This is a genomic window from Streptomyces viridochromogenes DSM 40736 (genome assembly GCF_000158955.1).
Lineage (GTDB): Bacteria > Actinomycetota > Actinomycetes > Streptomycetales > Streptomycetaceae > Streptomyces > Streptomyces venetus.
In genome coordinates this window covers 3,130,522-3,150,486 of the sequence record NZ_GG657757.1, presented here as the reverse complement: position 1 = coordinate 3,150,486, position 19,965 = coordinate 3,130,522, and the positions used below count along the sequence as shown (strand labels likewise).

12 protein-coding genes and 3 pseudogenes are annotated in these 19,965 nt (G+C 72.4%); 11 read left to right on the top strand and 4 right to left on the bottom strand.

All coding sequences use genetic code 11. The annotated features are described in order from the left end of the window. Positions 1-95 precede the first annotated feature (95 nt). From SSQG_RS13755 to SSQG_RS13745, 3 genes and pseudogenes are all read right to left on the bottom strand, one after another. Positions 96-2,334, bottom strand: a pseudogene (locus SSQG_RS13755) (heavy metal translocating P-type ATPase). Between the two features lie 196 nt (positions 2,335-2,530). Further along, complete coding sequence (locus SSQG_RS13750) at positions 2,531-2,770, bottom strand: heavy-metal-associated domain-containing protein (RefSeq protein ID WP_003990374.1); 240 nt, start codon at positions 2,768-2,770, stop codon at positions 2,531-2,533. Positions 2,771-2,851: 81 nt separating this feature from the next. Continuing rightward, positions 2,852-3,526 carry a TetR/AcrR family transcriptional regulator gene (locus tag SSQG_RS13745; RefSeq protein WP_003990373.1) on the bottom strand — a complete coding sequence of 225 codons (675 nt, stop codon included), beginning with the start codon at positions 3,524-3,526 and terminating at the stop codon, positions 2,852-2,854. A gap of 164 nt (positions 3,527-3,690) precedes the next feature. Here SSQG_RS13745 and SSQG_RS13740 point away from each other — a divergent pair, with 164 nt between their 5' ends. Next, a complete protein-coding gene (locus SSQG_RS13740; protein WP_003990372.1) occupies positions 3,691-5,952 on the top strand; it encodes an MMPL family transporter in 2,262 nt (753 codons plus the stop codon). Between the two features lie 125 nt (positions 5,953-6,077). After that, positions 6,078-7,121: a zinc-dependent alcohol dehydrogenase family protein gene (locus tag SSQG_RS13735; protein ID WP_003990371.1), complete on the top strand. Its 1,044-nt coding sequence runs from the start codon at positions 6,078-6,080 to the stop codon at positions 7,119-7,121. A 24-nt stretch (positions 7,122-7,145) separates the two neighbouring features. Here SSQG_RS13735 and SSQG_RS13730 read toward each other — a convergent pair whose 3' ends face one another. Beyond that, positions 7,146-7,346 carry a MerR family transcriptional regulator gene (locus SSQG_RS13730; protein ID WP_039932649.1) on the bottom strand — a complete coding sequence of 67 codons (201 nt, stop codon included), beginning with the start codon at positions 7,344-7,346 and terminating at the stop codon, positions 7,146-7,148. A 332-nt stretch (positions 7,347-7,678) separates the two neighbouring features. Here SSQG_RS13730 and iolC point away from each other — a divergent pair, with 332 nt between their 5' ends. The 9 genes and pseudogenes from iolC to SSQG_RS13690 all read left to right on the top strand — a co-directional run bounded on the left by iolC (position 7,679) and on the right by SSQG_RS13690 (position 19,950). Further along, positions 7,679-8,629: a 5-dehydro-2-deoxygluconokinase gene (gene iolC / locus SSQG_RS13725; protein WP_003990369.1), complete on the top strand. Its 951-nt coding sequence runs from the start codon at positions 7,679-7,681 to the stop codon at positions 8,627-8,629. Beyond that, the gene (locus SSQG_RS13720) at positions 8,626-9,507 is read left to right on the top strand and encodes a Cgl0159 family (beta/alpha)8-fold protein (protein WP_039932648.1); all 882 of its coding nucleotides are present in this window, start codon (positions 8,626-8,628) and stop codon (positions 9,505-9,507) included. Before iolC ends, SSQG_RS13720 begins: the two co-directional genes overlap by 4 nt. Before the next feature lie 10 nt (positions 9,508-9,517). After that, a pseudogene (locus tag SSQG_RS39120) lies at positions 9,518-9,718 on the top strand (5-deoxy-glucuronate isomerase); the annotation flags it as partial. Positions 9,719-9,801: 83 nt separating this feature from the next. Then, positions 9,802-11,685, top strand: a complete 1,884-nt coding sequence (gene iolD / locus SSQG_RS13715) for a 3D-(3,5/4)-trihydroxycyclohexane-1,2-dione acylhydrolase (decyclizing) (protein ID WP_003990367.1) — start codon at positions 9,802-9,804, stop codon at positions 11,683-11,685. Positions 11,686-11,699: 14 nt separating this feature from the next. Next, entirely contained in the window at positions 11,700-13,202 is a 1,503-nt protein-coding gene (gene mmsA, locus SSQG_RS13710) for a CoA-acylating methylmalonate-semialdehyde dehydrogenase (RefSeq protein WP_003990366.1), read from the top strand. Positions 13,203-13,416: 214 nt separating this feature from the next. Further along, a complete protein-coding gene (locus SSQG_RS13705; protein WP_003990365.1) occupies positions 13,417-16,074 on the top strand; it encodes a CocE/NonD family hydrolase in 2,658 nt (885 codons plus the stop codon). Beyond that, positions 16,071-16,938, top strand: a pseudogene (locus tag SSQG_RS13700) (ABC transporter permease). Before SSQG_RS13705 ends, SSQG_RS13700 begins: the two are co-directional and overlap by 4 nt. A gap of 130 nt (positions 16,939-17,068) precedes the next feature. Then, positions 17,069-18,625 carry a vWA domain-containing protein gene (locus tag SSQG_RS13695; protein WP_003990363.1) on the top strand — a complete coding sequence of 519 codons (1,557 nt, stop codon included), beginning with the start codon at positions 17,069-17,071 and terminating at the stop codon, positions 18,623-18,625. A gap of 329 nt (positions 18,626-18,954) precedes the next feature. After that, positions 18,955-19,950 carry a chaplin gene (locus tag SSQG_RS13690; protein ID WP_003990362.1) on the top strand — a complete coding sequence of 332 codons (996 nt, stop codon included), beginning with the start codon at positions 18,955-18,957 and terminating at the stop codon, positions 19,948-19,950. Positions 19,951-19,965 lie beyond the last annotated feature (15 nt).

The window sequence follows — 19,965 nt, the reverse complement described above, 5'->3', positions numbered from 1 at the left end:
CGCGCGCCTTGTGAAGAGCTTATGTGAGCCGGGCCCGGGACTCCAGAGGGGCTCATATCAGGTTCGCCGTGAACTTAGGCCGAATTCAGGGGACTTCACCGGAATGTCCGCAGTCGCAGACTGTTCGTGACGACGAAGACCGAGGAGAACGCCATCGCGGCCCCGGCGATCATGGGGTTCAGCAGGCCCGCGGCGGCCAGCGGCAGCGCGGCCACGTTGTAGCCGAAGGCCCACACGAGGTTGCCCTTGATCGTGCCCAGCGTCCGCCGGGACAGCCGGATCGCGTCGGCGGCCACCCGCAGGTCACCGCGGACCAGCGTCAGATCGCCCGCCTCGATCGCCGCGTCCGTGCCGGTGCCCATGGCCAGGCCCAGGTCGGCGGTGGCGAGCGCGGCGGCGTCGTTGACGCCGTCGCCCACCATGGCGACGACCCGCCCCTCGGCCTGCAACTTCCGTACGGCGTCGACCTTGTCCTCGGGCAGCACCTCCGCCACCACGCGGTCGATTCCCACGGCCTTCGCCACCGCCTCGGCCACCGACCTGTTGTCCCCGGTCAGCAGGACCGGTGTGAGCCCCAGCGCGCGCAGCTCGCGCACCGCCTCGGCGCTGGTCTCCCTGACCGCGTCGGCCACGGACAGGACGGCCCGCGCGGTCCCGTCCCAGCCGGCCAGGACGGCCGTACGTCCTGCCCGCTCGGCCTCGTCCCGCGCCCGGGTCAGCTCCGGCGGCACCTCGTCGAAGAGCCGCCCCACGGCGACCTCACGGCCCTCCACGCGACCGCGGACGCCCCGTCCGGGGACGTTCTCGAAGCCCTCGACCTCCGGGAGCTGTCCGGCCCTCTCCTCGGCGCCCCAGCGCGATCGCGCGCGCCACGGGGTGCTCGGAGGCGCGTTCGACGGCGCCCGCGAGTCGCAGCACCTGCTTCTCGTCGGCGCCCTCGGCGACGTACACCTCCTGGAGGGTCATCCGGCCGGTGGTGACGGTGCCCGTCTTGTCGAGGACGACCGTGTCGATCCGGCGCGTGGACTCCAGCACCTCCGGGCCCTTGATGAGGATGCCGAGCTGGGCGCCGCGGCCCGTGCCGACCATCAGCGCCGTCGGTGTGGCCAGCCCCAGTGCGCAGGGGCAGGCGATGATCAGGACCGCGACGCCCGCGGTGAACGCGGTGACGTCGTCGCCGGTCAGCCCGAGCCACGCCCCGGCCGTGGCGACGGCGATCAGCAGGACCACCGGCACGAAGATCCCGGCGACCCGGTCGGCCAGCCGCTGCACCTCGGCCTTGCCGTTCTGCGCGTCCTCCACCAGCTTCGCCATCCGCGCGAGCTGCGTGTCGGAGCCGACCCGGGTCGCCTCGACTACCAGCCGGCCGCCCGCGTTGACCGTCGCGCCGGTGACCGAGTCCCCGGCGGCCACGTCCACCGGCACCGACTCGCCGGTCAGCATCGAGGCGTCCACCGCCGAGACCCCCTCGACGACCGTGCCGTCGGTGGCGATCTTCTCCCCGGGCCGTACGACGAACCGGTCGCCCACGGCCAGCCGCTGTGCCGGGATCCGCACCTCGCGGCCGTCGCGGAGCACGGCCACGTCCTTGGCGCCCAGTTCCATCAGCGCCTTGAGGGCCGCGCCGGCACGGCGCTTGGAACGGGCCTCCAGGTAGCGGCCCAGCAGGATGAACGCGGTGACGCCGGAGGCGACTTCCAGGTAGATCGAGGAGGCGCCGTCGCCGCGTGTGACCGTGAGTTCGAAGGGGTGCCGCATGCCCGGCATGCCGGCGTCGCCGAGGAACAAGGCCCAGAGGGACCAGCCGAACGCGGCCAGCGTGCCGAGGGAGACCAGCGTGTCCATGGTGGCGGCGCCGTGCCGCGCGTTGGTCCAGGCCGCCCGGTGGAACGGCAGCCCGCCCCAGACGACGACGGGTGCGGCGAGCGTGAGCGAGAGCCACTGCCAGTTGTCGAACTGGAGGGCGGGGACCATCGCCAGCAGGACGACGGGTACGGCGAGGGCGGCCGAGACGACGAGGCGCCGGCGGAGCGCCGACAGCTCCGGGTCGTCGTCGGCGGCGGGCTCCTCCTCGCGCGCGGGCGCGGGCTCCTGCGCGGTGTACCCGGTCTTCACCACGGTCGCGATCAGGTCGGCGACCTCGGTGCCGGCGGGGTAGGCGACCCTGGCCTTCTCCGTCGCGTAGTTCACCGTCGCGGTGACGCCGTCCATGCGGTTGAGCTTCTTCTCGACGCGGGCCGCGCAGGACGCGCAGGTCATCCCGCCGATGAGCAGCTCGACCTCGGCGAGCACGGGCTCGCCGTCCGTCGGCGCGGTGGCGGAGGTGCTGGTCATGTCCGAACTCCAGTCCGTGCTCCGGGAGGTGGGCGCGCCCGGGAAGCGGAACGGGCCGTACGGGCCGAGGTGGCGGCGTACGGCCCGTACGTCGGTACGAGTGCCGGGTCTGGCGGGTCTCAGGCCCGGGCTGCGGGGGTTTCCGGTCGGCTCAGGCCTCGCCGGTCAGCCGGTTGGGACCTCGCCGGTCAGCCGTTCAGGCCTTGCCCGCCAGCTCGAAGCCGGCCTCGTCGACGGCGGCGCGGACGGCCTCGTCGTCGAGCGGGGTCGCGGAGACGACGGTGACCTCGCCGGCCGAGGCGACGGCCGTCACCGAACTGACGCCCGGGATCTGGGAGATCTCGCCGGAGACGGCGCCCTCGCAGTGTCCGCAGCTCATTCCGCTCACCTTGTAGACGGCGGTGACGGATCCCGTGGTGTCGGTCTGGGCGGTCATGTCGTTACTCCTCGGGGAGACATGTGGGGCGGTGGGGACCCATGAGGGCCCCGCACCTCCCTACTGTACCCCCAGGGGGTATTACCTCACGACGTCCTGGGCCAGTGGTCTCAGGTATCGCAGGAGAACGTCCTTCAGCTCCTGGACGTAGGCCTCCCGCTCGGCTCCCTCGTGGATCATGATCAGTTCCAGGCCCGCCATGTAGATGCCGACGCACATCCGGGCGATGCGGGTGATCGTCGCGGCGGGGGCGCCGGGTGCGAACGGGGCGAGGGTCGCTTCGACCCGGGCGACCAACGTGGCGTGCAGCGCCTCGTGCTCCTCGGCGATCCGCCCCGGGATGTCGGGGCCGTGCATCAGGGCGAAGAAGGCCGGGTAGCGGCAGCTGAAGTCGATGAAGCGGTCCACGGCTCCGGCGATCACCTCCTCGAGCGGGGTGATCGCGGGGTCGATGGGGGTGAGGACCTCGTCGTACGACTGCCGCATCTCGTGCATGAGCCGGCTGCCCAGCTCGATCGCGATCGCTTCCTTGTTCGGGAAGAACTGGTACAGCGTCCCCGGCGAGACGCCCGCCTCGCGGGCGATGGCGTTGGTGCTGGCGGCCGTGTAGCCGGTCGTGGAGAAGACCGTGGCGGCGGCTTCGAGCAGCTGGGCGATGCGGCGCTCGCCGCGGGCCTGGCGGCGGCGCGGCCGCTCCTCGGCTGCCGCCGTCGTCTCGGCGGGCCTCTCGGTCGGCTTCTCGGACTTCTCGGGCACCCGTCATCCCCAGGTCTCGGAACACGATTGACAAACACGAGTGGCCGCTCGCATTCTGGAGTTCGCAAGAACGCGAGCGATCTCTCGTGTTTGCTCAGTCTATGGCAGCCCCGTGCTGCCGGGCTGCGCCTGGACACGGGTCACGGTGAAGGGGACACCGCACGATGACCGAAGTCAACACACCTCCGCGGGTCGGCGGCTGGACCCGTTTCGTGACCGCCCGGCCCAGGCTGTCGCTGCTGGCGGCGCTGGTCATCACCGCGCTCGCGGTGCTGGCCGGCAGTGGCGTCGCCGACCGGCTCGGTGCCGGCGGCTGGGAGGACCCGGCCGCCGAGTCCACCTACGCGACCAAGGCCCTGGAGCGCGAGTTCCCCGGCTCCCAGCCCAACATGCTGCTCCTGCTCGACGCGGGCGACGCCTCGGTCGACGATCCGGCCGTCGCCGCCGAGGCCAGGCGACTCACGGAGCGGCTGGCCGGCGAGCAGGGCGTCACCGGCGTCGGCTCCTACTGGCAGTCCCGTACCCCGGCCCTGCGCGCCGAGGACGGTCACGAGGCGCTGATAGCCGCCCGCATCACGGGCGAGGAGAAGACCGCGAGCGAGACCCTGGAGCGCATCGCGCCCCACTACCGAGGCGCGCACGGCCCGGTCGAGGTCAGGGTCGGCGGCCCGGTCGCCGTGCGGCACGAGATGCAGACGATCATCCAGGAGGACCTGACCCGGGCGGAGCTCATCGCCCTGCCGGTGACGCTCGTACTGCTGGTGATGGTCTTCGGCAGCGCCGTGGCGGCCCTGCTGCCGCTCGGCATCGGCATCGTCGCGATCCTCGGGACGAACGCGATCCTGCGCGGCCTCACGGAACTCACCGACGTGTCGGTGTTCGCCATCAACCTCACCACGGCCCTGGGCCTCGGCCTGGCCATCGACTACGCGCTGTTCATCGTCCGGCGCTTCCGCGAGGAACTCTCCACCGGCGCCGAGCCCTTGACCGCCATCAGCACGACCCTGCGCACGGCCGGGCGCACGGTGCTGTTCTCCGCCCTCACGGTCGCGGTCTCGCTGGCGGCGATGCTCGTCTTCCCGCAGTACTTCCTGCGGTCCTTCGCCTACGCCGGGATCGCCGTCGTGCTGCTGGCCGCGGCCGCCGCGCTGATCCTGCTCCCGGCGGCGCTGACGCTGCTGGGCCAGCGGGTCAACTCCCTGGATCTGCGCCAGGTGTTCCGGCGCGGGCACCGGCGTGAACCCGCCGGGGAGGAAGGCAGGACCTGGGGGCGCGCGGCGGCGCTCGTCATGCGCCGCGCCCCGTTCTTCGCCCTCGGCACCACGGCCGTGCTGGTCCTGCTCGGACTGCCCTTCCTGGGCGTGAAGTTCGGCACCGCCGACGACCGCCAGCTGCCCTCGACCTCCGAGTCCCATGTCGTGCAGCAGCACATCAGGGAGGGCTTCCCGGGCAGCCCCGGCGGCGGCCTCGAAGTGCTCGCGGAGGGCCGCGCGACCGAGGCGCAGTACGGCGCCTACAAGGAGCGGATCGCCGGGCTGCCCGATGTGCTGCGGGTCGACGGACCGCTGGTGAAGGGCGACTCGGCGTACTTCACGGTGCTGCCGAAGGGCGAGGCGGTCGACGGCCCGGCCCAGCGCCTCGTCGGTGAACTGCGCGGGACCGAGGCCCCCTTCGACACCAAGGTGACCGGCACGGCGGCCGTCCTGGTCGACTCCAAGGACGCCATAGGGGAACGCCTGCCGCTCGCGGCCGTCTTCATCACGGTCGTCACCCTGCTCCTGGTCTTCCTCCTCACCGGCAGCGTGCTGATCCCGCTCCAGGCGGTGGTGCTCAACGCGCTCAGTCTGACGGCCATGTTCGGCGCGGTCGTCTGGGTCTTCCAGGACGGCCACCTCTCCGGACTGCTCGGTTTCACCAGTCCAGGCTCCATAGAGACGACGCTCCCGGTCCTGATGTTCTGCGTGGCCTTCGGCCTGTCCATGGACTACGGAGTGTTCCTGCTCTCCCGCATCAAGGAGGAGTACGACCACACCGGCGACCACGACCAGGCCGTGCGCCACGGCCTCCAGCGCACCGGCGGTCTGATCACGGCGGCAGCGGTCATCCTGGCCGTGGTCATGGTCGCGATAGGCACCTCCCGGGTCACCAACACCAAGATGCTGGGCCTCGGTATCGCCCTTGCGGTCCTGATGGACGCGATGATCGTCCGCAGCCTTCTGGTCCCCGCGGTCATGCGCCTCACGGGCCGCGCCACCTGGTGGGCACCCGGCCCGTTGCGCCGCTTCCACGAGCGCTTCGGCCTGAGCGAGGCCGATCCGGAAGCGGCGAGGGACGCGGATCCGGCAGGGGACGGGGCTCCGGCGGGGGACGGAGGCGCGGCGGGGGACGCGGAAGCGGCCCGGGACAAGGCCGAGGCCCGGCGCTGAAGCCCCGCGTCCTGGCCTTGCCGGCGACCGGTCCGCGCCCGGGGGCTAGCGTGCCCCCGAGGTGCGACCGGCCGGGGCGTGAGGACAGCCGGCGACCCCGGATGTGAACGGAAGGCGGGTAGGTCATGCGGGCCGTGGTGTTCGAGCGGTACGGGGAACCGGCCGAGGTGCGAGACGTGGCGGATCCCGAACCCGCGGAGCACGGAGTCGTCGTGCGGGTGGAGGCCACAGGGCTGTGCCGTAGCGACTGGCACGGCTGGCAGGGCCACGATCCGGACATCGCGCTGCCGCACGTGCCGGGGCACGAACTCGCAGGAGTCGTCGAGGCGGTGGGCTCCCGGGTGACTCGGTGGCGACCCGGCGACCGGGTCACCGTGCCGTTCATCTGCGCCTGCGGCACCTGCCCGTCCTGCGCGGCGGGCGACCACCAGGTGTGCGAGCGCCAGACCCAGCCCGGCTTCACACACTGGGGCTCCTTCGCCCAGTACGTGGCGCTGGACCACGCCGACGTCAACCTCGTGCCCGTCCCCGAGGAGCTGTCCTGCGCGACGGCGGCCTCACTGGGCTGCCGGTTCGCCACGGCCTACCGGGCGGTCGTGCAGCAGGGCCGGGTCGCGGCAGGGGAGTGGGTCGCGGTACAGGGGTGCGGCGGGGTCGGCCTCTCGGCGGTGATGATCGCGGCGGCGTCCGGCGCGCGGGTCGTGGCCGTCGACGTGTCGGCCCGGGCCCTGGACCTGGCGCGGGAGTTCGGGGCGGCGCACTGCCTGGACGCGGCGTCCGTGGCGGACCCCGCGGCAGCGGTCCGCGACCTCACCGGCGGTGGCGCCCACCTCTCGCTCGACGCCCTGGGCTCTCCCACCACCTGCGCCGCCTCCGTGAACGGACTGCGCCGCCGTGGCCGGCACGTCCAGGTCGGCCTGCTGCCCTCGCCGGCCGGCACGACCCCCGTGCCGATGGCCCGGGCGATCGCCCTGGAGCTCGAACTCCTCGGCAGTCACGGCATGGCCGCGCACTCCTACCCGCCGATGCTGGAGCTGGTCCGCAGCGGCGTACTGCGCCCCGACCTGCTGGTGACGTCCACGATCCCGCTGGACGAGGCCCCGGCCGCCCTGGCGGCGATGGGGGCGGCACCGGGAGCGGGAGTGACGGTCGTCGAGCCCTGGAGCTGACACCGCGAGAGGCGGGCGCGGTGGTCAGTCGTCCCGTCGGTTGCGGTTGCCGGGCCTGGAGGCCACCCAGGCCCGCACCGTGTCGGCGTACCAGTAGGGCTTACCGCCCTCGACATGGTCGGGGTCGGGCAGCAGGCCGTGCTTGCGGTAGGACCGCACGGTGTCCGGCTGCACCCGGATGTGTGCCGCGATCTCCTTGTAGGACCAGAGCCTTCGGTCGGTCATAGCGTGCACCTCCTCGCGCGCACCGCGGCGGCGACCGGGACGGCCGTCAGGGGGAGCCGGGCGCTGCGCTGGCGATCAACAAGCCTGTGCCCGGTCAACGACACCCGGTGAGACAGGGCAGGGCCTGTGCGCAGGGTGTGACATAAGGCCAGCGAAGCTGGGACACCTGTGACAGGAAAGAGGTGTTTGTGACACGGCCGGGGCAGAACCCGGCAGGGCAGCTCGGACTGAAAGCGCTGTCATGATCTGGTCCGAATGTCCGGACAAAACATTGACAGGGCTTCGTGAAGGGGGCTACAAAGCCGGGGAGAGCCGACATCGAGGGGAAGCCGATGGCGTACGACCTGATCACCATGGGGCGGATCGGGGTGGACCTGTATCCGCTCCAGACGGGCGTCCCGCTGCCGCAGGTCACGTCCTTCGGCAAGTTCCTCGGTGGGTCGGCGAGCAATGTCGCGGTCGCCGCGGCCCGCCTGGGGCGGCGCACCGCGGTGATCACCCGGACCGGCGACGACCCCTTCGGCACCTACCTCCACGAGGCCCTGCGGGGTTTCGGCGTGGACGACCGCTGGGTCACGCCCGTGACCGGCCTGCCCACCCCGGTCACCTTCTGCGAGGTCTTCCCGCCGGACGACTTCCCGCTGTACTTCTACCGGCGGCCCAAGGCCCCCGACCTGGAGATCGACGCCCACGAGCTCGACCTCGACGCCATCCGCGAGGCCCGGGTCTTCTGGGTCACGGGCACGGGCCTGAGCGAGGAGCCGAGCCGTACGGCGACCCTCGCGGCCCTCGCCCACCGCGCCAGGTCCGGCACGACGGTCTTCGACCTCGACTGGCGCCCGATGTTCTGGACCGACCCCGAAGCGGCCCGCCCCTTCTACACGGAGGCCCTGCGCCACACCACCGTCGCCGTCGGCAACCTCGACGAGGTGGAGGTCGCCACCGGCGTGCGCGAGCCCCACGCCGCCGCCCGCGCCCTGCTCGACGCGGGCGTCGAACTCGCCGTCGTCAAACAGGGTCCCAAGGGTGTCCTGGCCGTCTCCCGCGAGGGCGAGACCGCAGAGGTCCCGCCGCTGCCGGTGAACGTCCTCAACGGCCTCGGCGCCGGCGACGCCTTCGGCGGCTCCCTCGTCCACGGCCTCCTCTCCGGCTGGGACCTGGAGAGGACCGTGCGCCACGCCAACGCCGCCGGTGCCATCGTCGCCTCCCGCCTGGAGTGCTCCTCCGCGATGCCCACACCCGACGAGGTGGAGGCGGCCGTCACCGCGGGGGCCGTCAAGTGACCGTCGACGTCGCCGAACTCGTCCGCCTCCGCAGCCACCGCCCCGAGGCGATCGCCGAGGCGGCCGCCCGCCGCCCCCGCCGGCCCCTGCTGAACGCGAACGGCCGCCTGATGATCGTCGCCGCCGACCACCCGGCCCGCGGCGCCCTCGGCGTCGGCGGCCACAGCATGGCCATGGCCAACCGGGCCGACCTCCTCGAACGCCTCTGCCTGGCCCTGTCCCGCCCCGGCGTGGACGGTGTCCTCGCGACCGCCGACATCCTCGACGACCTGCTCCTGCTCGGCGCCCTCGACGGCAAGGTCGTCCTGGGCTCGATGAACCGCGGCGGCCTCCAGGGCGCCCGCTTCGAGCTCGACGACCGCTTCACCGGGCACCGCCCCGAGGACATCGAGCGCCTCGGCTTCGACGCCGGCAAGCTGCTCCTGCGCATCGACTACGACGACCCGGGCTCGCTCACCACGATGGAGTCCACCGCTCGCGCGATCGACGACATGGCCGCGCGCCGGCTCCCCGTCTTCGTCGAGCCGTTCCTCAGCCACCGCACCCCCGAGGGCAAGGTCAGGAACGACCTGTCCGCCGAGGCCGTGACCAAGTCCATCGCCATCGCCTCGGGCCTGGGCGGCACTTCCGCCTACACCTGGCTGAAGGTGCCCGTCACCGACAACCCCGACGACATGGCCGAGGTCATGGCGGCCTCCACCCTGCCCGCCGTCCTGCTCGGCGGAGAGGTCGCAGACGACCAGGACGGGGCGTACGAGAAGTGGCGGGGCGCCCTCCAGCTGCCCACCGTGCGGGGGCTGGTGGTCGGCCGTTCGCTGCTCTACCCGGCGGACGGAGACGTGGCCGCCGCCGTGGACACCGCCGTAGGACTGCTGTGAGGGCCGCCTCATGACCAGGGTGCGCACAGAAGACCGAGAGCCCCGTCTCCTGGGCGGGAAGGGCGGGTTCGCGTCGGTCACCGACCGCGCGCACACGCCCCGCGACGCCCGGGCCCAGATCGCCTCCGGCGCGGGAGGCCGCTTTGCTTTGGCAGGAGCGAAGAGCGAGCGACAACTCCCCGCCCGCTACGGCCCCGCGCCGGAGGTCCCCCATGCGAAGCGTCCGCGGCCCCGCCGTGTGAACGTTCGTCGTGGACGCCCCGTATCCGTGTCCACCCAGAGGGAGGGATACCGATGACCTCGACGACGAGGCTGACGGTCGCACAGGCGCTCGTGCGCTTCCTGGCGGCCCAGTACAGCGAACGCGACGGCGTACGGCAGCGGCTCATCGGCGCCACCTGGGGCATCTTCGGCCACGGCAATGTCGCCGGCATCGGCCAGGCGCTCCTGGAGCACACCGAGGAGATGCCGTACCACCAGGGCCGCAACGAACAGGCCATGGTGCACGCGGCGGTCGGCTACGCCCGGCAGTCGGGCCGCCTCTCCACCCACGCCGTCACGACCTCCATCGGCCCGGGCGCCACCAACCTCGTCACCGGCGCGGCCCTCGCGACCATCAACCACCTGCCGGTGCTGCTCCTGCCCGGTGACGTCTTCGCGTCCCGCCCCGCCGACCCGGTCCTCCAGCAGCTCGAAGTGCCGTACGCGGGCGACGTGTCGGTCAACGACTGTCTGCGCCCGGTGTCGAGGTACTTCTACCGGATCACCCGGCCGGAGGCCCTGATCCCCTCGGCGCTGCAGGCGATGCGCGTCCTCACCGACCCCGTCGAGACCGGCGCCGTCACCCTCGCGCTGCCGCAGGACGTGCAGGCCGAGGCGTACGACTGGCCCGAGGAGTTCTTCGCCGAGCGCGTCTGGACGGTACGGCGTCCCGGTGCCGACCCGACGGAACTCGCCGAGGCGGTGGGGATCATCCGCTCGGCGGCGAGGCCCCTGGTCGTCGCGGGCGGCGGCGTCCACCACAGCCGCGCCGAGGAGGCGCTCGCCGAGTTCGCCGAGACCACCGGCATCCCGGTCGCCTCCACCCAGGCCGGCAAGGGCTCCCTGCGTCACGACCACCCCCAGGACGTCGGCGGCGTCGGCCACACCGGCACGGCCACCGCCGCCGAACTCGCCCGCACCGCCGACCTGGTGATCGGTGTCGGCACCCGCTACACCGACTTCACCACCGCCTCCGGCACGCTCTTCGCCGACGACGACGTCCGGTTCCTCAACCTCAACATCGCCGCCTTCGACGGCCACAAGCTCGCCGGGCAGCCCCTCGTCGCGGACGCCCGCAGCGGTCTGACCGAGCTCACCGACGCCCTCCGGCTGCACGCGTACCGGGTCGCCGACTCCTACGCCACCGAGTACACCGAGGACAAGGAACGCTGGGAGCAGCGCGTCGACGCCTGCTACGAGGTGGACGAGCCCGACACCCGGCCGACCCAGCCGCAGGTCCTCGGCGCCCTGGACGCCCTCGTCGACGAGTCGGACATCCTGATCAACGCCGCCGGCTCTCTCCCCGGCGACCTGCACAAGCTGTGGCGGACCCGGTCCCCCGACCAGTACCACCTGGAGTACGGCTACTCCTGCATGGGCTACGAGATACCCGCCGCGATCGGTGTGAAGATGGCCGCCCCGGACCGGCCGGTGTGGGCGCTGGTCGGCGACGGCACGTACCTGATGATGCCGACGGAGCTCGTGACGGCCGTGCAGGAGGGCGTCGCGATCAAGGTCCTGATCATCCAGAACCACGGCTACGCGTCCATCGGCGGGCTCTCCGAGTCGGTCGGCGGCGAGCGGTTCGGCACCGCGTACCGCTTCCCGGCGCAGGACGGCACGTTCACGGGCCCGCCGCTGCCGGTGGACCTCGCGGCCAACGCGGCCAGCCTCGGCATGCGCGTGCTGCGCGCGAAGACCGTCCGGGAGCTCGGGGAGGCCCTCGCGCAGGCCCGGGCCGCCGACACTCCCACATGTGTCTACGTGGAGACCCAAACGGCAGACACAGTGTCGGGCGCGCCTCCCGCGCAGGCCTGGTGGGATGTACCCGTGGCCGAGACCGCGACACGGCCGTCCGCGGTCAAGGCACGTGAGCTGTACGAACGGCACGTCTCCACCCGACGCCGCCATCTGTGAAGGAGTTCTGGGCCATGACGAAGACCGTCAACCACTGGATCGGCGGCAAGGCCGTCGAAGGCGCCTCGGGCACGCACGGGCCGGTGACCGATCCGGCGACCGGCGCGGTGATGACGAAGGTCGCCTTCGCCTCGGTCGACGAGGTGGACGCGGCGGTCGCCGCCGCCAAGGAGGCCTTCACCACCTGGGGCCAGTCCTCGCTGGCCCAGCGGACCTCGATCCTCTTCAAGTTCCGGGCGCTGCTGGACGCCAACCGGGACGCCATCGCCGAGCTGATCACCGCCGAGCACGGCAAGGTGCACAGCGACGCGCTCGGCGAGGTGGCGCGCGGCCTGGAGATCGTCGACCTGGCCTGCGGCATCAGCGTCCAGCTGAAGGGCGAGCTGTCCACGCAGGTCGCGAGCCGTGTCGACGTGTCCTCGATCCGGCAGCCGCTCGGCGTCGTCGCGGGCATCACCCCGTTCAACTTCCCGGCGATGGTGCCGATGTGGATGTTCCCCCTCGCCATCGCGTGCGGCAACACCTTCGTGCTGAAGCCGTCCGAGAAGGACCCGTCGGCGTCGGTCAAGATCGCCGAGTTGCTCGCCGAGGCGGGCCTGCCGGACGGTGTCTTCAACGTCGTCCACGGCGACAAGGTGGCCGTCGACCGTCTGCTGGAGCACCCGGACGTCAAGGCCGTCTCCTTCGTGGGCTCGACCCCGATCGCCCGCTACATCCACACCACGGCCTCCGCGAACGGCAAGCGCGTCCAGGCCCTCGGCGGCGCCAAGAACCACATGCTGGTCCTCCCGGACGCCGACCTGGACGCGGCCGCCGACGCCGCCGTGTCCGCCGCCTACGGCTCGGCCGGCGAGCGCTGCATGGCGATCTCGGCGGTCGTCGCGGTCGGCTCGATCGGCGACGAACTGGTGGAGAAGATCCGCGAGCGCGCCGAGAAGATCAAGATCGGTCCCGGCAACGACCCGACCTCCGAGATGGGCCCGCTCATCACCAAGGTCCACCGCGACAAGGTCGCCTCCTACGTCGAGGGCGCGGCGGCCGAGGGCGCCGAGGTGGTCCTGGACGGCACCGGCTACACGGTCGACGGTTTCGAGGACGGCCACTGGATCGGCATCTCGCTGCTCGACAAGGTGCCCACGTCGGCCAAGGCCTACCAGGACGAGATCTTCGGCCCGGTGCTGTGCGTGCTGCGCACGGAGACCTACGAGGAGGCCCTGGACATCGTCAACGCCTCGCCGTTCGGCAACGGCACCGCGATCTTCACGCGGGACGGCGGCGCGGCCCGCCGCTTCCAGCTGGAGGTCGAGGCGGGCATGGTCGGCGTGAACGTCCCGATCCCGGTCCCCGTGGGCTACCACTCCTTCGGCGGCTGGAAGGACTCGCTCTTCGGCGACCACCACATCTACGGCAACGACGGCACGCACTTCTACACCCGCGGCAAGGTCGTCACCACCCGCTGGCCGGACCCGGCCGACGCCCCGACGGGCGTGGACCTGGGCTTCCCGCGCAACCACTGAGGGTTTTCCGCCCCTGGGGGTAACTCCCCAGGGGCGCGGGGAACTGCGCGAACAACCCCCGCGTACCCGCACACGGCAACGCACAGCCCCCCGCCGAGCTCGAATCCGTACACCACCCGCAGTACGCCGAAACCCCGTGTACACCCCTGGGAGGGCCCTCACTTCGGTCTCCGGTCGACAACTGTTCGACAGGTGCACCCCGTACCGTTGACGCATGGATCTTCGACTGCCCGGACTGCACGGGCTGCTGCGGAGGCCCCGGAGGCTCCTGGCCGCCGGGGCCGCCGTCGTCGTGCTCGCGGGCGCGGGAACATGGACGGCCGTCGCCGGTGACGAAGCGCCCCCGGTGCAGCGGACGGACCGCCTCCTCGACACCGAGGACGGCGTGCGGATCGACACCTCCTTCTTCACCTCCAAAGGAGACCGCCGCCGCCCCGCCGTCCTGCTCGGGCACGGCTTCGGCGGCAGCAAGAACGACGTCCGGCAGCAGGCCGAGGACCTCGCCAGAGACGGCTACGCGGTCCTGACCTGGTCGGCCCGCGGCTTCGGCAAGTCCAACGGGAAGATCGGCCTGAACGACCCGAACGGCGAGGTCGCCGACGCCTCGAAGCTCATCGACTGGCTGGCGAAGCGGCCCGAGGTCGAACTCGACAAGCCGGGCGACCCCCGCGTGGGCATGGCCGGCGGCTCCTACGCCGGCGCGATCGCGCTGCTCACGGCGGGGAACGACCAGCGCGTGGACGCCATCGCCCCGGCGATCACCTACTGGAACCTCGCCGACGCGCTGTTCCCGAACGGCGTGTTCAAGAAGCTCTGGGCCGGCATCTTCGTCAACACCGGCGGCGGCTGCGAACGGTTCGAGCCCGCGCTGTGCCGGATGTACGAGCGCGTCGCCGAGTCGGGCAAGCCGGACGCCGAGGCGCGCAAGATGCTCGAAGAGCGCTCCCCGTCGGCTGTCGGGAACCGCATCAAGGTGCCGACACTGCTGATGCAGGGCCAGACCGACTCCCTCTTCCCCCTCGGCCAGGCCGACCGGGCCGCGAAGGCCATCCGCGCGGGCGGCGCCCCCGTCGACGTCGACTGGATCGCGGGCGGCCACGACGGCGGCGACATGGAGAGCGGCCGTGTCCAGGGGCGCGTGAAGTCCTGGTTCGACCGCTACCTCAAGCAGGACAAGGGCGTCGACACCGGCCCCGCCTTCCGCGTCACCCGTACCCTCGGCCAGGGCTCCGGCGACGGCGAACCCCGACTGACCGGCGTCACCTCGGACCGCTACCCCGGCCTGGAGAGCAAGCCGCGCTCCGTCGCCCTGACCGGCCGCGAGCAGAGCTTCGACAACCCGCCCGGCGCCAGCCCGCCCGGTGTCTCCGCACTGCCCGGCCTCGGCGGCGCCGGCGGCCTCAGCCGGCTCTCCACCCTTGGCATCGGCATCTCCCTGGACTTCCCCGGCCAGTTCGCCGCGTTCGAGTCCGCGCCGATGCGCGAGGACCTCCAGATCACCGGCTCGCCCACCGCCACCGTCCACGTGAAGTCCACCAGCGACGACGCCGTCCTCTTCGCGAAGCTCTACGACGTCGGCCCGGGCGGCGGCACCCAGCAGGTGCTGCCCTCCCAGCTCGTCACACCCCTCCGGATCGAAGGCGCCAAGGCCGGCAAGGACGTCACCGTCACCCTCCCGGCGATCGACCACGAGATCGACGACGGCCACCGGCTCCGCCTGGTCCTCGCCTCGACGGACCTCGGCTACGCCTCCCCGGCCGCCCCGGCCACCTACGCGGTCTCCCTCAAGGGCGATCTGAAGGTGCCCTCCGCCCTCGGCCAACGCGACACCGAAGGCGGGCTGCCCGCGTGGGTGTGGTGGCTGCCGATCGCCGGTGCCGTGATCGCGGCCGCGCTGATCGTCACGGGACGCCGCCGCACGGCGGCCCCCGCCCCGCCGGACCCCGAACTCGCCGAAGTGCCCCTGCAGATCACGGACCTGACCAAGCGCTACACCAAGTCCACCGACCGGTACGCCGTCAAGGACCTCTCCTTCCGGGTGGAGAAGGGCCAGGTCCTGGGCCTCCTCGGCCCCAACGGCGCGGGCAAGACGACCACCCTGCGCATGCTGATGGGCCTCATCAAGCCGGACGGCGGCGAGATCCGCGTCTTCGGCCACGCCATCAGCGCCGGCGCCCCGGTCCTCTCCCGGGTCGGCGCCTTCGTCGAGGGCGCCGGCTTCCTGCCGCACCTGTCCGGGCGCGAGAACCTGGAGCTGTACTGGCGCGCCACCGGCCGACCGCCCGAGGACGCGCACCTGGCGGAGGCCCTGGAGATCGCGGGCCTCGGCGACGCCCTCGCCCGCGCGGTCCGCACCTACTCCCAGGGCATGCGCCAGCGCCTCGCCATCGCCCAGGCCATGCTCGGCCTGCCCGACCTGCTCATCCTCGACGAACCGACCAACGGCCTGGACCCGCCCCAGATCCGCGAGATGCGCGAGGTGATGATCCGCTACGCCGCCGCCGGCCGTACGGTCATCGTCTCCAGCCACCTCCTCGCGGAGGTCGAGCAGACCTGCACCCACCTGGTCGTGATGGACCACGGACAGCTCGTCCAGGCGGGCCCGGTCGAGGACATCGTCGGCTCCGGCGACACCCTCCTCGTCGGCACGGCCACGCCCGTGGACGAGCCCGTCGTGGAGAAGGTCACCGCGCTGCCGGGCGTCGCCTCGGCCGTCCGCACCGACGAGGGGCTCCTCGTCCAGCTCGACGCCGACGGCACCCCGCAGCGCCTGGTCGCCGAACTCGTACGGCTGGACGTGCCGGTGCGCTCGATCGGCCCGCACCGCCGCCTGGAGGACGCCTTCCTCACCCTGATCGGAGCCGAAGCATGAGCAAGCTCGCCGAGCCGCCCGTCGAGGTCGCCGACGGCTACCGCGCGGGCCGCACCCTGCCCCTGCGGGTCGAGCTGGTCCGGCAGCTGAAGCGGCGCCGCACGCTCGTCATGGGCGGCGTCCTGCTCGCCCTGCCGGTCATCCTGCTCATCGCCTTCCAGGTCGGCGGCGACCCGGGCGGCAACAACAACCGCGTCAACCTCATGGACACCGCGACCGCGTCGGGCGCCAACTTCGCCGCGGTCAACCTCTTCTCCGCGGCCGGCTTCCTGCTCGTCATCCCCGTCGCCCTGTTCTGCGGGGACACGGTCGCCTCGGAGGCCAGCTGGTCCTCCCTGCGCTACCTGCTCGCGGCCCCCGTGCCCCGGGCCCGCCTGCTGTGGTCCAAGCTCGCCGTCGGACTCACCCTGAGCCTCGCGGCGATGGTCCTGCTCCCGGTCGTCGCCCTCGCCGCTCGGCACGGCGGCCTACGGCTGGGGCCCGCTCGAACTCCCCACCGGCGGCAGTCTGTCCACGGGCACGGCGGCCCAGCGCATCCTGATCGTCGTCGCGTACATCATGGTGTCCCCACTGGTCACCGCCGCCCTGGCGTTCTACCTGTCGACCCGGACGGACGCACCGCTCGGCGCGGTCGGCGGCGCGGTGTTCCTGACCATCATCGGCAGCGTCCTCGACGAGGTGACGGCCCTCGGCGACTGGCGCCACTTCCTGCCCGCGCACTGGCAGTACGCCTGGCTCGACGCCGTCCGGCCCCAGCTGGAGTGGTCGGACATGATCCAGGGCACCTCGATCTCCGTGACGTACGCACTCGTACTGTTCGCCCTGGCCTTCCGCGGTTTCGCCCGCAAGGACGTCATCTCCTAGGTCAACGGAGGATCACCCACCGGTCTCGAAGGGCCGTCTCCGTGGCCGCTTCGAGACGCTTCCGCAACGCCCCGTACCGCACGTTCTCACCCCCTGCGCCGTCACAGTCGCAAGAAGCCGACACCAACGGATGCAGGGGGTACGGACGATGGAGGGGTACCGTGCACGAAAGCTGCTGCTCGCCCTCACGGCGGCGGGCGGACTGCTGCTCACCGCGTGCGGCGGGGGCGCAGGCTCGGGGGAGGGCAGCCGGGCCACCGACCACGACGGCTACGCGCCGGGTCCGCCGGCGCCCGCCCACGGCGACGAGCACGGCACCGCCGAGCAGGACGACCGCCGGGAGGACTCCGGCCGCCGGGAGAACCCCGACCACCTCTCCACCTTCGCCCTCGACGTCGACACCGCCTCCTACGACTACACCCGCCGCACCCTCGCCGACGGCCGGCTCCCCGCCCCCTCGACGGTCCGCCCCGAGGAGTTCGTCAACAGCTTCCGCCAGGACTACGAACGCCCGGGCGGCGACGGCTTCTCGGTCACCGTCGACGGCGCCCGCACCGGCGACGAGGACTGGTCCCTGGTCCGCGTGGGCCTCGCCACCCGCTCCGCCGAGCGCACCGGTGAGCGCCTCCCCGCCGCCCTGACCTTCGTCATCGACGTCTCCGGCTCCATGTCCGAACCGGGCCGCCTCGACCTCGCCCAGGAGTCCCTCTCGGTGATGACGGACCGGCTGCGCGACGACGACTCGGTCGCGATCGTCACCTTCAGCGACGAGGCCGAGACGGTCCTGCCGATGACCCGCCTCGATGGCAACCGGGACGAGATCCAGGACGTCATCTCCGACCTGGCCACCCAGGACTCCACCAACCTCGGCGCCGGTGTCGAGACCGGCTACGAGACGGCCGTCGAGGGCCTGCGCGAGGGCGCCACCAACCGGGTCGTCCTCGTCTCCGACGCCCTCGCCAACACCGGCGACACCGACGCCGACACCATCCTGGAGCGCATCGCCGGCGAACGCCGCGAGCACGGCATCACCCTCTTCGGCGTCGGCGTCGGCAGCGACTACGGCGACGCCCTGATGGAACGCCTCGCCGACCGGGGCGACGGCCACACCGTGTACGTGTCCGGCCCGGACGAGGCCCACGAGGTCTTCTGCGAGGAACTCCCGCGCAACATCGACCTCACCGCACGCGACGCCAAGGCCCAGGTCTCCTTCGACCCCCGGACGGTCGCCGAGTTCCGCCTGGTCGGCTACGACAACCGCCGGGTCGCCGACGACGACTTCCGGGACGACCGCGTCGACGGCGGCGAGGTCGGCCCCGGCCACACCGTCACCGCCCTGTACGCCGTCCGCACCGAGCCGGGCGCCGAAGGCCTTCTGGCCACCGCCACCGTCCGCTGGCTCGACCCCGGCACCCGCGACCCCCACGAGGAGTCCGGCGACCTCGAGACCGACGCCCTCCACGGCTCCCTGCGCGCCGCCCCCACCCGCTTCCAGGTCACCGCGGTCGCGGCCTACTTCGCCGACGCCCTCCGCTCGGCGGACGACCGTTACCACCGCCTCCCGGGAGCCCCGGCCGGCTTCACGGAACTGGCCGCCCGCGCCCGCGCCTTGGCCCGCACCACCGAGGACGGGGCGGTACGCGCACTCGCCACGGCCATCGAACAGGCGGACCGCCGCCGGGACTGACCCTCGGACCGACACCGGGACCGACACCGGGACGACCTTCCCGGAGCGCGAGGCGGGCCAACCGGGTGAACCTGCGGAACCAATTCTCCTGTGCCTGGTTGATGAGGCTGTAGAGCATGCGGCGCTACGAGAAAGGAACGCGCAGTGCTCAAGGAGGCAATGACCGTCGCGGCGGCCGCCGCTTCTGCCCCTTTGACGCGAGCCGGCATTCACACGCCCCATTCCTGAGCAACGCTGCGACCGTTCATGCCGCCACTCCGCCGACTCCGAACGTGGATCTTCGTTCCGAGGTCGGCCGCCCCAATTCTTCAAAGCAGGAGGACAACGCAATGCGACAGACCCTGAGCAAGGGAGCGTTCGCGGCGGCGGCCGCCACGGGGATCCTGTCCCTGTACGGCAGCCCCGCCCTCGCCGACGCGGACGCGTCGGGAGTGGCCAAGGATTCTCCTGGTGTGCTGTCCGGGAACACCGTGCAGGTGCCGGTCGACGCTCCGGTCAACCTGTGCGGCAACACCGTCAACGTGATCGCGGCGCTCAACGAGTCGTTCGGGAACGCCTGCCGCAACAACTCCTACGGCTCGAAGGGGTCCGGCGCGCAGGCGTCGGGGATCGCGAAGGGTTCCCCCGGCGTGGGCTCCGGCAACGTCGTGCAGGCGCCGGTCGACGTGCCGCTGAACGTGTGCGGCAACAGCGTCGACGGACTCGCGGTGTTCAACGAGGCGGCCAAGAACGACTGCGAGAACAACTCGTACGGCGGCGGCTACGGCGGCGGTTACGGCCACGACGACGAGACCACGAAGCCGGGCGAGGAGCGGACGCCCCCGGTCAAGGAGGAGCGTCCCACCCCGCACGACAAGGAGAAGCCGGGCTCCCCGACCAAGCCCCGGGGAGGAGAGCGAGACGCCGTCCACCACGCAGGAGGAGACCGGCCCGCTGCCTCAGCTGGCCGAGACCGGCAGTGGGGCACTGGCGGCCGCCTCGGCCGTCAGCGCCGCCCTGATGGCCGGCGGTGTGATGCTGTACCGCCGCGGCCGCACCAGCTGGTCGCGCTAGCTGTCACCGGGTGCGGACGCGACCCGTCCGGCACCCGCACCCCACCCCGGACCGGCGCCTGCCACCACCCGAGGCAGTCCCAGCCGGTCCGGGGCCGAACGCGGTACGGGCCGGCCGGCGGCGCATCTCCCGCCGCACCGTCGCCCACTGCGCCATGGTCCCGGCCGCAGGGCTCCGGCCCTCCGGGACAGCACGACCCGCACCCCCCGTCGACCACGGTCCGGGGGGTGTCACCACTGGCCCCCCGCGGTGGCGGACACGGCAGCAGGTGACCGGGCCGCCGACGG

What these genes read in the sequence shown, in the direction of transcription:
- SSQG_RS13750 (WP_003990374.1), bottom strand. Translation starts at nt 2,770, where the DNA reads ATGACCGCCCAGACCGACACCACGGGATCCGTCACCGCCGTCTACAAG.
- SSQG_RS13740 (WP_003990372.1), top strand. Translation starts at nt 3,691, where the DNA reads ATGACCGAAGTCAACACACCTCCGCGGGTCGGCGGCTGGACCCGTTTC.
- SSQG_RS13735 (WP_003990371.1), top strand. Translation starts at nt 6,078, where the DNA reads ATGCGGGCCGTGGTGTTCGAGCGGTACGGGGAACCGGCCGAGGTGCGA.
- SSQG_RS13730 (WP_039932649.1), bottom strand. Translation starts at nt 7,346, where the DNA reads ATGACCGACCGAAGGCTCTGGTCCTACAAGGAGATCGCGGCACACATC.
- iolC (WP_003990369.1), top strand. Translation starts at nt 7,679, where the DNA reads ATGGCGTACGACCTGATCACCATGGGGCGGATCGGGGTGGACCTGTAT.
- iolD (WP_003990367.1), top strand. Translation starts at nt 9,802, where the DNA reads ATGACCTCGACGACGAGGCTGACGGTCGCACAGGCGCTCGTGCGCTTC.
- mmsA (WP_003990366.1), top strand. Translation starts at nt 11,700, where the DNA reads ATGACGAAGACCGTCAACCACTGGATCGGCGGCAAGGCCGTCGAAGGC.
- SSQG_RS13705 (WP_003990365.1), top strand. Translation starts at nt 13,417, where the DNA reads ATGGATCTTCGACTGCCCGGACTGCACGGGCTGCTGCGGAGGCCCCGG.
- SSQG_RS13695 (WP_003990363.1), top strand. Translation starts at nt 17,069, where the DNA reads ATGCAGGGGGTACGGACGATGGAGGGGTACCGTGCACGAAAGCTGCTG.
- SSQG_RS13690 (WP_003990362.1), top strand. Translation starts at nt 18,955, where the DNA reads ATGCGACAGACCCTGAGCAAGGGAGCGTTCGCGGCGGCGGCCGCCACG.